This is a genomic window from Tetragenococcus muriaticus DSM 15685, assembly GCF_000423785.1.
Classification (GTDB): domain Bacteria; phylum Bacillota; class Bacilli; order Lactobacillales; family Enterococcaceae; genus Tetragenococcus; species Tetragenococcus muriaticus.
On record NZ_AUIQ01000052.1, the window covers coordinates 1 to 13148 of the forward strand.

The 13148-nt window shown below is 36.3% G+C and carries 10 protein-coding genes and 2 pseudogenes; 10 read left to right on the forward strand and 2 right to left on the reverse strand.

What is annotated here, in order from left to right:
• Window positions 1-272 precede the first annotated feature (272 nt).
• From G577_RS0108160 to G577_RS11310, 3 genes and pseudogenes are all read left to right on the forward strand, one after another.
• Window positions 273-851 (forward strand): annotated as a pseudogene (locus tag G577_RS0108160) (PRD domain-containing protein); the annotation flags it as partial.
• A 193-nt stretch (window positions 852-1044) separates the two neighbouring features.
• A complete protein-coding gene (locus G577_RS0108165; protein WP_028790784.1) occupies window positions 1045-3012 on the forward strand; it encodes a beta-glucoside-specific PTS transporter subunit IIABC in 1968 nt (655 codons plus the stop codon).
• 92 nt (window positions 3013-3104) lie between these two features.
• Window positions 3105-3665, forward strand: a pseudogene (locus tag G577_RS11310) (amidohydrolase family protein); the annotation flags it as partial.
• Window positions 3666-3754: 89 nt separating this feature from the next.
• On the opposite strand, the gene G577_RS0108175 reads toward G577_RS11310, so the two are convergent.
• Window positions 3755-5059, reverse strand: a complete 1305-nt coding sequence (locus G577_RS0108175) for a 2-hydroxycarboxylate transporter family protein (protein WP_028790785.1) — start codon at window positions 5057-5059, stop codon at window positions 3755-3757.
• 382 nt (window positions 5060-5441) lie between these two features.
• On the opposite strand from G577_RS0108175, the gene G577_RS0108180 reads away from it, so the two are divergent.
• From G577_RS0108180 to G577_RS0108195, 4 genes are read left to right on the forward strand one after another with little or no spacing between them, the layout of a single operon-like run.
• Window positions 5442-6848, forward strand: a complete 1407-nt coding sequence (locus G577_RS0108180; protein ID WP_028790786.1) for an oxaloacetate decarboxylase subunit alpha — start codon at window positions 5442-5444, stop codon at window positions 6846-6848.
• Window positions 6849-6866: 18 nt separating this feature from the next.
• Window positions 6867-7148 (forward strand): OadG family protein, encoded by a 282-nt coding sequence (locus tag G577_RS0108185; RefSeq protein WP_028790787.1) that lies wholly within the window; start codon window positions 6867-6869, stop codon window positions 7146-7148.
• Window positions 7149-7168: 20 nt separating this feature from the next.
• Window positions 7169-7558, forward strand: a complete 390-nt coding sequence (locus G577_RS12355; RefSeq protein WP_028790788.1) for a biotin/lipoyl-containing protein — start codon at window positions 7169-7171, stop codon at window positions 7556-7558.
• A 22-nt stretch (window positions 7559-7580) separates the two neighbouring features.
• Window positions 7581-8711, forward strand: coding sequence for a sodium ion-translocating decarboxylase subunit beta (locus G577_RS0108195; RefSeq protein WP_028790789.1), 1131 nt, complete (start codon window positions 7581-7583; stop codon window positions 8709-8711).
• A gap of 260 nt (window positions 8712-8971) precedes the next feature.
• Here G577_RS0108195 and G577_RS0108200 read toward each other — a convergent pair whose 3' ends face one another.
• Window positions 8972-9754 carry a MurR/RpiR family transcriptional regulator gene (locus G577_RS0108200; RefSeq protein WP_028790790.1) on the reverse strand — a complete coding sequence of 261 codons (783 nt, stop codon included), beginning with the start codon at window positions 9752-9754 and terminating at the stop codon, window positions 8972-8974.
• 147 nt (window positions 9755-9901) lie between these two features.
• Between G577_RS0108200 and G577_RS0108205 the strand changes: the two genes are divergently transcribed.
• From G577_RS0108205 to G577_RS12185, 3 genes are all read left to right on the forward strand, one after another.
• The gene (locus G577_RS0108205; protein ID WP_028790791.1) at window positions 9902-11278 is read left to right on the forward strand and encodes a glycoside hydrolase family 1 protein; all 1377 of its coding nucleotides are present in this window, start codon (window positions 9902-9904) and stop codon (window positions 11276-11278) included.
• A 10-nt stretch (window positions 11279-11288) separates the two neighbouring features.
• Window positions 11289-12581, forward strand: coding sequence for a PTS sugar transporter subunit IIC (locus G577_RS0108210; protein ID WP_028790792.1), 1293 nt, complete (start codon window positions 11289-11291; stop codon window positions 12579-12581).
• Between the two features lie 277 nt (window positions 12582-12858).
• On the forward strand, window positions 12859-13029 hold the full coding sequence (locus G577_RS12185) for a hypothetical protein (RefSeq protein WP_162141353.1): 171 nt from the start codon (window positions 12859-12861) through the stop codon (window positions 13027-13029).
• Window positions 13030-13148 lie beyond the last annotated feature (119 nt).

Sequence of the window (13148 nt, forward strand, 5' to 3'; positions counted from 1 at the left end):
ATAGCCTTTTTGCTTACAAATAGAGGTTTGTCGTAAACATTTCAGGACGTTCAGTTCAGAAAAAATTGCGTTCATTTCATTTGGTAATTGATTTTTGATGTTTTTTAAGTGTATCATAAGAGCAAGAACTCCTTGTTTTTAGATTTGTCGTTAAATCCATTATAAAACAAAAGGAGTTCTTTTTGTATCCTTTGAACAAAAGTCAAGCGAACCATTATTTTACTATCAGCGTTGTTCTATCAAAGGGACATCATCATTTTGGGTATGCGAAACTTGAGTTAGGATTTAATGAATTACTGAATACATTAGACCTTGCGCATAGTCAGCAAGACTATTTACAATCGACAGTTTTAATTTTGAGCACTTCTTATTTAGATAATAAAACAGATATACCGACAATTAATTTGTTAGATGTTATAGATGAAGATGCGGAAAAGCAGTTAGAACAAGTATTTAAAAACTTAGTTCATCCTAATGATGTTTCGAATATTTTAAATGAATTTATTCATTTCTTTTCCAAAGAAGGTTTATCAGAAAAATTGGTGTTTCTAAACCCAGACGTTATTATTCGTCAAGTTGAGGATATAGTAGAAAAGCTAGAACGTCGTTTTAATTTAAAACTATCAGCTAAGATGCGTTTTAATTTGTTAATGCATTCGGCGCTTTTAATTGAAAGGACGATATTAGGGGTGGAGGACCATTCTGTTCCTGAAAATATCGATGATCTTAAAATAAATGAGCGCCTATTTTATCAAAACGCAAAAAACGTATTTTATACGTTAGAGCAGTTTTACAAAATTCAAATTTCAGACTGGGAGTTGTATGTTATTTATGAGCTATTGATATCATAAAAAGTAAAAATAACTCTTGCAATAGAAAGCGATTCATGCTAATTTATTAGTAGACATTTTGGATTGTTACTGGTGCGGCCAGGCAAAACCTAAATGAGCGAACATAGAACAGAAATAGCTATGCTATTTTTGTCGTGGGCTTATTTAGGTTTTTTTATTTGTCATTTTTTAAAATGAAGAAGGAGCGTGCATTATGAGTAAAGATAATTACGATGAATTAGCTCGTGACATCGTCGACCATGTGGGCGGCGAGGAAAACGTAGCTGGATTACGTCACTGTGTTACCCGCTTACGTTTCAATTTAAAAGACGAAAATAAAGCGGATACAGACTACTTAAAGAATCGTGAAGGTATTGTTACCGTTATGAAAAGCGCGGGACAATATCAAGTCGTTATTGGCGAGCAAGTAGCTGAAGTGTACGAAGCAATCGTAAATCAAACAAGTATTGGTGGAGATACTGCTGCTAGTGAATCTAGCGATGGTGAAGATGAAAACGATGACCGAAATGTACTTGATCGATTTATTGATTTTATTTCAGGTGTTTTTCAACCGTTCTTGATGGCTCTTGCAGCAACTGGGATGATTAAAGGTCTTGTAGCGCTATTAGGGACAGTAGGTGTCGATCCAGAAAGTGGCTTGTATCAAGTTCTAAATTTCGCTGGAGATGGTTTCTTTCAATTCTTACCAGTGATGGTGGCGATTACGGCAGCGCGTAAGCTAAAAATGAATGAGTTTACAGCTTTGGCGATTACAGTAGCTTTTTTACATCCGGAAATCAATAATTTAATGACAGGGGATGTTATGTATACGCTGTTTTCTGGTACGGCATTTGAATCGCCAATTTATTCAACTTTTATAGGAATTCCGATTATCATGCCACCTAATGGTTATTATTCAGCGATTATTCCTATTCTGGTCTCTGTATGGTTAGGTTCTGTGGTAGAAAAATGGGTGAAAAATATTATTCCAGGCGTTGTCCGTTCCTTCTTAACGCCATTTTTCACAGTGATGATTGTTTTTGTGATTTCATTGATCGTTATCGGACCAATCACTACTTGGGCCTCTACTTTAGTAGGCGAATTCTTCCTTGCTGTTCAAGGTTTCAGCCCGTTACTTTTTGGTGCTTTATTGGCAGTTGCTTGGCAACTATTGGTTATTTTTGGCTTACACTGGGGAATTGTTCCGATTATGTTTATCTTGTTGGCAGAACAAGGCTATGAAACAATCGGTCCTGCAATGGTTTCATCAACATTTGGTGTGTTAGGTGTTGTCATTGCATTATTGATTAAATCTAATTCTAAAAAAATTAGAGACGTTGCTTTACCAGGTGCTATTTCCTTGGTCTTTGGTGTTTCTGAACCGACAATTTACGGTTTGATGCTACCAATGAAACGTTCCTTCTTATACGCATTAATTGGGAATGCTGTTGGAGGTGCTTATATTGGTACAATGAGCGTCGTAGGTTATCGTACAGGCGGGCTAGGTGTCTTTTCGATTTTTAATTCGATTAATCCTAGTGGAGACCTGGATATGAACTTTTGGAATATCATTATTGGTTTTGCTTTGTGTACTGTTGTTGGATTTGCTCTACAAATGGCATTTCCAGTACCTACTCAAGAAGATGATGAAAGTAAGGGTTCAACTACGAATACTAAGAACACAGACAAAGGTTTAGCAAGTAAAGAAGAGTTACAAGAAAGTGCTAAAGAAGTTATTGTTGCTAGTCCAATACAAGGACAACTTGTTCGTATGACTGAAGTAAACGATGAAGTATTTTCAAGTGAAGCTTTAGGTAAAGGGGTCGCGGTTAAACCTGAAGTCGGAGAAGTAAGAGCTCCGTCAAATGGAGTAATTTCTACGTTGTTCCCTACTGGACATGCGGTTGGGATGACTACTGATGAAGGTGTAGAGGTTCTTATTCATATAGGTTTAGACACTGTGGAATTAGAAGGAAAATATTATGAAGTTTTTGTAGAACAAGAGCAACGGGTAAACGCTGGCGATTTACTTGTTAAATTTGATAAAGGTGGCGTGGAAAGTGAAAACTATGATACGATTACACCAATAGTTATTACCAACTCTGGAGACTTCCAAACGATCGACATAACAGAAGATACTCAGATTGAGCCAGGCGATTATTTGCTAACCGCAATAAGATAAGTAAGAAAAATATAGTATTTTAATCATTATCCTCAAAACAAGAGCATCTATTAATAATTGCTCAGTTTTGAGGATATTTTTTCTTTTTTTAGGAAAAATATAAACGATACCTTTACTTTGCGACCGAAGAGTTAGATGACATTGGTCCGGTCGTGAAATGTTCCCCACCGATCCGGGAACAAAAACAACAAGATGCTTTATGGGAGCATGTGCAAGCTGGACATATCCGCTTTGTCACTTCAGATCACTCCCCTTGTACGCCTGATTTGAAAGAGACGGACGCTATGAACGCCTGGGGAGGAATTTCTGGCTTACAAAATGATGTGGATGTGCTATTTGATGAAGCGGTACAAAAACGAGGGATGTCTTACAAACATTTTGCCCAAATCATTGCTTCAAACCCGGCCGATCTTTATAACTTAGATCAAAAAGGGCGCATCAGCATTGGCAAAGACGCCGATTTTGTCTTGATTCAACCCCAATCTCCTTACACATTGGAAGCAGAAGATCTCGAATATCGGAACAAAATCAGTCCTTATATTGGAAGAGAAATTGGTGCGCAAGTGTATCAAACCATTCTAAGAGGACAAACGATCTATAGTCAAGACGCAGGGGTATCTTCTGAATTCACGGGTAAATTTGTTAAGAAATAGAATAAACCAATAGAAAACCCGAGCATTACCAACTTTGAAAATTGGAAATGCTCGGGTTTTATTATTTTATTAAATTAAATAACGATTTATCACAACAGTATTGAGAACAATACACTAGCGATAACTAAGATAATAGCTCCGCCTAAACGACTAGATAGTTGAGCGTAAGCCATTAATCCCATGCGGTCGGCTGCGCCAAGTACAGCTAAGTCTCCTGAACCACCACGATTTGCCATACATAAACCAGCAGTAACAGCTGCGTCGATCGGATAAAATCCTACTAAGTAACCAATACCACCGGCACCAATAACTGCACCGACGATAATAAATAAAGCAAGAATAATATTTGGTAGTGTAACAGCTGCAAGTAATTCGTTTAGGTCAAGATCAACACCAACACCAACCATAATTAATAAAGTCAAATGTTTGGTAAAGAAAGATTGCAAACGTTTAGCTCCCATACGAACATTAACTGGAATAACGCCCAATGCGCAAAGAATAACTACAAAAATAACCATGTAAGCTAACTCATGAATTGGGAATCCAAATATTTCAGGTAATAATACATTGCTAAATAGTAACCCCACAGTGTAGGATGTTAGAGCAATAAGCAAACCAGATGCCACATCTCCAAGAGAAGGTGTATAATCTTCATCTGAAAGGTCATCTTCTTCAGTTCCACGAATGATTGTTTGTTTATCTCCAGTTAGCTTAGGGAACTTTTCCCCAAGTCTATTGAGTAAAGCAGCAGCAAAAATAGCAAAAACATTGCCCACCGTTAGAATGATAATGGCAAAGCTGTAATAGACTTCACTGCCTTCGCCAGTAATACCGGCATAGACTTCAGATAACGGGATGGCACCACCGCCGTTACCGCCCCCCATGATAGGCAACGTATAATGGGTAATAGCTTCTCCAGGCGTAATACCGAAAAATAGGCCAGCAACCATAGCAAGAGCTATAGCCCCTACAAAACCGCCAAGTATAGCAGGGAAATAGCCAGCGAAACTTTTTAGTAGGATGTTTCTTTCTAAAGATAATACTGATCCTGTAATTAATACAACAATATAAAATGATAGAAAGTTAATTTCACTAGTGAAATTATCAATTGAGGTTACATAGGTTTCTGGAATTAAGTTATAGGTACCGATCACTGACGTTCCTATAAAAGCTAGAAGAATCCCTCCACCAATGTATTTATTCCAGATAGGCAGACGTTGTCCAATTTCATACAAAGGAATACCAATTGCTAACATAAGGGCAAAAATGCTTGGCATATCTGTCCCTAAGCCGCCCGAAAACATTGCTCCAATTATAATTAAACAAGCAACGAGGGTCACATACCAGGGGGCGCCATACAGCTTTAACCCTTTCTTTTTCTCATCATTAGTCATAAATTTCGCTCTCCTTATTATTAAAATTTATTTTGTAAATATAGGCTTATTAAGAGTTGATAAATAAAATATAAACCTCACTTTCTATTTCTATAATTGAATGCAGCCCGTTTGCTGCACCCTTTAATTACAGGACAATCATAAGGGATTTGGAAACCGTATTCAATGATTTTCAAAAAAAAGTACACTGAAAAAACATTATAAGCTCATTTTATAAAGAGGGGAAGATTCCGTGAAAAATCAGTTTACTAGAGAGGTCTGTGTTTTAAATGTTTTTTTATCTATCTTTGGTTGACTGGCTTTAGATATCACGTACAATGAAGTTGTATACGTCAATTTTTTATGAAGGATGGTAATAAAAAGGAAAGGAAAGGGACAAGACATGAGTGAAAATAAAAAAGTCAAATTAATGGAAACTGTCTTAAGAGACGCTCATCAAAGTCTAATGGCTACCAGAATGTCAACGGATGATATGTTGCCTATAGTTGAAAAACTAGATGAAGTCGGTTATGAAGCATTGGAATGTTGGGGTGGAGCGACTTATGATGCTGCTATCCGTTATTTAAATGAAGATCCTTGGCAAAGATTGCGAGAAATTCGTAAAAGAGCAAAAAATACCAAGTTACAAATGTTACTGCGCGGACAAAACTTGTTAGGTTATCGTAATTATGCTGATGATGTGGTGGAAAGTTTTGTAGCTAAAGCTGCTGAAGCGGGAATCGATGTTTTCCGAATCTTTGACGCTTTAAATGATGTGAGAAATTTGGAAACTTCACTTAAAGCTGTGCAAAAAGCAAATAAACATGCTCAGCTCGTTCTATGCTATACGATTAGTCCAGTTCATACTGTAGATTATTATCGTGATCTTGCTAAAGAATTAGTAGATATGGGTGCTGATTCACTTTGCATTAAAGATATGGCGGGGATTATGACCCCTGAAGTTGCCAAAGAATTAGTTACTGAATTGAAAAAAGTTACAGACGTTCCTGTGGAGATTCACACGCATTCAACAAGTGGTACATCGGAAATGACTTATTTAGAAGCTGTAAAAGCAGGCGCTGATATTATCGATACTGCGATCTCTCCTTTTGCAGGAGGAACGAGTCAGCCAGCCTCTGAAACATTGGCTTATGCTTTGAAAGAGTATGGCTATGAATTGGATGTTGATATGGATCTTATGGAAGAAATTGCAGATTATTTCAAACCAATCAAACAAAAATACGTTGACGAAGGTGTTTTTGATTACAAGATGATGGATGTTGAACCCAATGCTTTATTCTATCAAGTGCCAGGTGGAATGTTATCTAATCTTTATTCTCAATTGAAACAAGCGAATGCAACGGATAGATACGAAGATGTACTTAAAGAAGTGCCAGAAGTTCGAAAAGACTTAGGCTATCCGCCTTTAGTGACACCGATGAGCCAAATGGTTGGAACTCAAGCTGTCTTCAATGTTTTAGCAAAAGAACGTTATAAAATGGTTCCTAATGAAATTAAGAGTTACATTCGTGGAGAATACGGAAAAGCTCCAGCTCCATTAGATAAAACTGTGCAAGAAAATATTATTGGCGACGAAGAAGTAATTACAGTACGTCCAGCTGATCGTTTGCAACCGGAAATGGAAACACTAGCAGATGAATTAGGCGATTTGGCTAAAACGGAAGAAGATGTGTTGACCTATGCGTTATTTCCACAAATTGGTTTAACTTATTTAAAAAATAAGTATGCGCCAAAATCTGAAAATCAAGACGATGATGGTATTACTAAAATTAAAGTTACACAGATATAATAAGATGGGGGTGTCAGAATGGCAAATTTTACAATTTTAGATGGATTCGTACTTATGATAGCCGCTATGCTCACAGTATTTGTTGTGTTACTAGGTTTGTGGGGAATTTTAATCATTGTAAGAAAATTAGTTGAAAGAGAAACTACTGAGCAACCTGCTCCAACTAGTAATAATCAAGCCGAGGTAATACAAAACCAGGAAAAAGCTTCAGAAGAACAAACAGAAAATGGATCGATCCCCCCTGAAAAGGTAGCTCTTATTATGAGCCTGTTAGTTGATAAAAGTAAAAGAAATAAATAAAAAAATTGGGAGGAACGAAAGTGAATCAATATGAAGTAGAAATCGACGGTAAATTATACCGCGTTACGATCGAAGAAATTAGTGAAAATGAAAGAACAGAACCAAAAAACAATAATAATAATGAAAATAATGCGCAACAACAACAAGCAAGCCCTTCGACTGAACAAGCACAACCAGCGCCTGCTCCATCTTCTGGAAGTGGCCAAAACGTCACAGCTCCAATGCCAGGCAATATCTTTAAAGTATTAGCTCAACCAGGGCAATCAGTTAAAGAAGGAGAAACAGTGGTTGTCTTAGAAGCAATGAAAATGGAAAATGAAATTGTAGCTCCTGCAGATGGCACGATTTCCGCTGTACATGTAAAAGAAGGACAATCAGTGGAAGCTGACGACGTATTATTTGAATTATAATTTCTGAGGAGGTACCAAAAAGATGTTTGATGTCGTAAACGAATTGGTTCAAAACTCAGGAATACTAAGTATGACTTATAAGGAACTGATTATGATCATCATTTCCCTTATTTTCTTATACTTAGCTGTTCGAAAGGGGTATGAACCATATCTATTAATACCGATTGCTTTTGGAATATTACTGGTGAATCTACCGCTAGCTGGATTGGTTGATCCACCAGCAAATGGCGAAAATGGAGGACTTTTGTATTATCTCTATCAAGGGGTTGACTTAGGGATCTATCCTCCTTTGATATTTTTATGCTTGGGAGCATCAACCGACTTTGGTCCGCTGTTAGCAAATCCAAAAACATTACTTTTAGGTGGAGCGGCACAATTTGGAATTTTTAGTGCTTTCTTTTTAGCCATTGTTGCAGGCATGTCACCAGAAGAAGCTGCTTCTATTGGAATTATTGGTGGGGCAGACGGTCCAACGGCGATTTATTTATCCAGTCAGTTAGCTGATCATATTTTACCTGCGATTGCTCTAGCAGCTTATTCGTATATGGCGTTAGTTCCTATTATACAACCACCTCTTATGCGACTATTCACCAATGAAAAAGAACGTAAAGTTAAGATGGAACAATTGCGTACGGTATCTAAAAAAGAAAAAGTTTTGTTTCCTATTGTAACTACGCTTTTTGTAACTTTAATCATTCCATCAGCGACCACTCTAGTTGGAATGTTAATGTTAGGAAATATTATACGTGAGAGTGGACAAGTACCTAAGTTAACTGAAACCTTGCAGAATTCTTTTATGTATATTGTTACCATCCTCTTGGGAGTTTCTGTAGGTTCAAAGGCAACGGGCGACACCTTTTTAACATGGTCAACACTTATTATTACAGTGTTAGGACTTGCTGCTTTTGCCGTAGGGACTATTTCTGGTTTGTTATTAGGTAAAGTGATGTACAAGTTGACCAACGGACAAATTAATCCGTTAATTGGTGCAGCAGGCGTTTCTGCCGTTCCAATGGCATCTCGTGTTGTTCAAAAAGAAGGAGTGAAATACAATCCAAGTAATTATCTTCTAATGCATGCGATGAGCCCTAACGTAGCTGGGGTTGTCGGATCAGCTGTTACTGCGGGTGTATTGTTATCTTTCTTTGGATAATTGTTTAATAAAAGCACTATAGTTTAATTTTAAAAGACCTGTAAGTTAACGAGGATGTCGTTATTCTACAGGTCTTTTTTATTACAACTATTTTTTGAAAAGCCATTAAGGTCTAGTAATAATTTTGTGGAAAACTTATTTTTACTTTCTCCATTTTTACTTGCAATAGAAAGATTTCTTCATTTACATTGAAAAATTATTTCATTTTATAAAGCACAAAATGTTTCACATATCGAAAAACATTTTTATGCTTTTTGTCTTTAATGATTCTTCTTATTTTCTATCATATATTGATTTCCTAATAATTCTATAAAAGCTAGCAACTTATATTTTCCTGTACGTTCCATATCATGTTCTCCTAAAGATATCACTGTCTCAAATAAAGAAGATAGCTTCATATGCGGATTTTGAGTAATTAGCAGATTATCTGCTTTTGAGTTAATAATAGATAATGTTAGATCCTTTTGCATTACCAAAGAACCTTCCAGCGAAATGATAATCGCTAGGTCGCTGGACTTTAAATAGGGAATGATTTCATGCTGCTTTCTGTTATCTACAGGATAGACAGCTTCTTTGCCACAATTCAAAAGGATTGTTTGTAAAATCATGGATAAATTTCCTGGAATTAGGGTTGAGAATAAATAAATACGTTGGCTTTTTTGTATCTTATGACTGACTTCTTCTAATTGTTTTGTGTCAAATTGGCGAACAAAATTTGTTAGCTCCTCACTAACGGTTTGCAACTCACTTATCATTAATGGTTGCTTTTCTTTTTTAGCGAGTAGATCAAGCTCCATTTCATTTTCCTCTAATTGCATCAAAAAGTAATCCTTTTTAAACTCACTAAAACCTTTATACCCTAATTTTTTGGCAAAACGAGTCACACTTGCTTCGGATAAATGGCAAAATTTAGCAATATCAGTAATGGTAAGAGACTTACGATAAAGATGATTTAACAAGTATTGGGTAATAATATATTCTGTGTCTTCTGTTTGGTAATGATTTAAAATATCTTGAAAAGAAAGAACTAATCCACCGCTCATAATCCACACTCCTTTTGTTAAATTGTAGCTTTTATTTTCATAAAATGAAAGTTCAATATGTTTTGTGAAAATCTCGTAATAAATTCGAAAGTGTAAACGCTCGTGATTATGCTATGCTTAATTTATAAATTAGAAGGAGGCGTTTAAATGAAGTTACGTGATGATTTTTATTGGGGAAATTCCGTTTCTAGTATGCAAACAGAAGGAGCTTGGAATGAAGGAGGAAAGGGAAAATCCGTCTATGATGTCAGAGAAGCGGGGGAGAATATCTCCGATTGGACGGTAGCAACGGACTCTTATCATCGTTACCAAGAAGATTTTGATTATATGCAAGACTTAGGGATGAACATGTACCGTTTTCAAATTTCTTGGAGCCGAGTGAACCCTATGGGAGATGGTCAGTGGAATGAAGAAGGAATTGCTTTTTACGATCAGTTTATTGATGATTTGATAACACGAGGGATTGAACCAATGGTCTGTTTGTACCATTTTGATATGCCATTACATTTAGCTGAAAAATATAATGGATTTATCTCCAAAGAAGTGGTTGATGCATTTATTCGTTACGGCAAAGAAATGGTGGATCGTTTCGGTCATAAGGTAAAGCATTGGTTGACTTTCAATGAACAAAATATTTTTAGTATGCCAGAGGAAGGTTTCAGAGTCGCAGGGTATTTAACGGGGAAGAAAACCTTGGAAGAATTGTATCAGATTCAACACAATACTATGGTTTGTCATGCTAGTATCGCCAATTATATTCATAAACATACTGATGCTCAAATTAGCGGGATGTTAGCGTATCAAGAAGTTTATCCGGCGACGAGTCATCCTGAAGATGTTCGTTTGGCACGTGAATTTGATGAATTTATGAATCATCATTATTTAGAGATGTATTCTAAAGGGAAACAACTGGACTCTTATGTGAAATTTATTGAAAATCAGAAATTTGATTTAGCTATCACTGAAGAAGAACTAGAGGAGATTACACAATTGCGCAGTGATTATTTAACCTTTAGTTATTATTCGAGTACTACAATTGATCATACGAAAGTGCCTGATGATGCTGTGCCGAATGAATATCTTCAATATGGTAAAGAAGATAACCCTTATATTGATACGACTGAATGGAATTGGCAAATTGATCCAGATGGTTTTCGTGACATTTTAAATAAAATGTATCAAAGATATGATTTACCTATTTTTCCGATTGAAAATGGGATCGGGGTTATTGAAGAATGGGACGGTCAAAATCCGATCGCAGACGATTACCGAATTGACTATCACAAAAACCATTTATTGGCTTTGTTAAAAGCTGTCAATCTAGATGGTGTCGATGTTTTAGGTTATCTTGGTTGGGGCTTAATTGACATTTTAAGTTCACAAGGAGATATGCGTAAACGTTACGGGGTTGTCTATGTTAATCGAGAAAACCATGATCTCAAAGATTTAAAACGTGTCCCTAAAAAAAGTTATGACTGGTTGAAAGAAGTTATTCATACAAACGGCGACGAACTTTTGAAATGAGGCGGAAAAGATGAATAGTAAATTTATGAATAAGTTTATCGAAATAGCTTCAAAAATCGGAAATCAAGTGCATTTACGTTCCTTACGTGATGCATTTGCCACTATCATTCCAATGTTTATTTTGGCTGGATTGGCTGTATTGATTAATAATGTATTGTTTCCTTTTATTTTCTCAGGAGAAACGCTGATCATTGCTCAAGATTTTGGTAATAGTATCAATAATGGAACATTAAATATTGCTGGATTATTATTGTGTCCAACGATTGCTTATTTTTTATCCTCAAATAAGGGATTTGCGAACCCTATTTCAGCGGCTGTAGTAGCACTAGCTACCTATATTACGATCATGCCTTTGGCAGTAGAAGTTCCTTTTAATGATGATTCGATTGCAACAACTGGCGCATTAACTTATGAAAATCTAGGAACAGAAGCGATGTTTGTAGGTATTATCATCGGTTTAGTAGCTACTGAAGTTTTACTGTTGTTAAACAAAACAAAAGCTTTACAAATTAATTTAGGTGAACAGGTTCCACCAGCTGTTTCGAAGTCGTTTAGCACCATGCTTCCGGCGATTATAATTGTTTCTTTATTTGCTGCTCTTTCTTTGCTTTTGCAAATTACTTTAAATATGGATTTGATTACACTAATTGTAACACTTATTCAACAACCGCTACGTAGAGTTGGGACTAGTCTACTTGGCTATTTATTTTTATATAGTTTTGGTAACTTGTTATTTACTTTCGGCATTCATCAGTCTGTTATTAACGGTCCATTTACTGAACCATTTTTAACACAAAATATTAATGAAAATATGATTGCTTATTCACAGGGAGCAGAGCCACCTAATATTCTAACGATTAGTTTTCAAACTTCTTTTGCTCAAATGGGCGGAACTGGCGCTACATTTTGTTTGCTTATAGCCATTCTTATTTTTTCTCGAATGAAACCTTACCGTGAAGTTGGTAAATTAAGTTTGGCGCCAGGAATTTTTGAAATCAACGAACCTATGATTTTTGGCTTACCTATTGTTTTTAACATACCTATGATTATTCCTTTTGTGCTTGTACCTATTATTCAAACGTTAATTGCTTATATAGTGACTGCTATAGGTTTGGTTAGTAAAACAGTCGTCTTTATTCCTTGGGTCACGCCTCCTGTTATTAGTGGCTATCTAGCGACAGCTGGAGATTGGCGGGCACCTGTTTTACAAGTTATTTTAATTATATTAGGTGTAATGATTTATTTACCTTTCTTAAAAGTTAGTGAACGTATATTAAAACGACAAGCTGAAATGAATGGATAGCATAAGACAGCAAGGGAAGTGTAATTTTGCTTTTTCTTGCTGCTTTTTTGTTGTATAGAAGCTGAATGAACATGGAAAGCCAAAAGTAATGTTCATTCACTATCTGAATGAACATGATAAACGCGAAGTAGTGTTCATTCGGCAATCGAATGAACATAATAAAAGCGAAACAATGTTCATTCAACGGTCGAATGAACATTATAACGTCAATTCAATGTTCATTCAGCACCTGAACGAACATTATATATGTGTGCCAGGCATGGCATTTATCTAGCTGGTGAAAGTCCAGTCGCAGGTAGTTACCGCCAAGCGTAGCGAGCCACAAGCTGAAATCAGTGATGATGGGGTGAAGGAAGTGGTGTCGCAAATCTTTCAAGCCTACGAACAGGAACTTGATGAGGCTAAATGGTGGACAAGGCTGCATATCAAGCTGAAGTCCAAAAGGTAAACGTAAAACCAAGACAGTAAATCAAGAGGTTATGGAGAGAAAGATAAATGTCTTACCCTGGGAGCTCTTACGGACGTTTGTGAACGAACGGTCGAAAAAGGTTTGTCGTAAGAAGTCAG

What these genes read in the sequence shown, in the direction of transcription:
- G577_RS0108205 (WP_028790791.1), top strand. Translation starts at nt 9,902, where the DNA reads ATGAAGTTACGTGATGATTTTTATTGGGGAAATTCCGTTTCTAGTATG.
- G577_RS0108195 (WP_028790789.1), top strand. Translation starts at nt 7,581, where the DNA reads ATGTTTGATGTCGTAAACGAATTGGTTCAAAACTCAGGAATACTAAGT.
- G577_RS0108175 (WP_028790785.1), bottom strand. Translation starts at nt 5,059, where the DNA reads ATGACTAATGATGAGAAAAAGAAAGGGTTAAAGCTGTATGGCGCCCCC.
- G577_RS0108185 (WP_028790787.1), top strand. Translation starts at nt 6,867, where the DNA reads ATGGCAAATTTTACAATTTTAGATGGATTCGTACTTATGATAGCCGCT.
- G577_RS0108200 (WP_028790790.1), bottom strand. Translation starts at nt 9,754, where the DNA reads ATGAGCGGTGGATTAGTTCTTTCTTTTCAAGATATTTTAAATCATTAC.
- G577_RS0108180 (WP_028790786.1), top strand. Translation starts at nt 5,442, where the DNA reads ATGAGTGAAAATAAAAAAGTCAAATTAATGGAAACTGTCTTAAGAGAC.
- G577_RS0108165 (WP_028790784.1), top strand. Translation starts at nt 1,045, where the DNA reads ATGAGTAAAGATAATTACGATGAATTAGCTCGTGACATCGTCGACCAT.
- G577_RS0108210 (WP_028790792.1), top strand. Translation starts at nt 11,289, where the DNA reads ATGAATAGTAAATTTATGAATAAGTTTATCGAAATAGCTTCAAAAATC.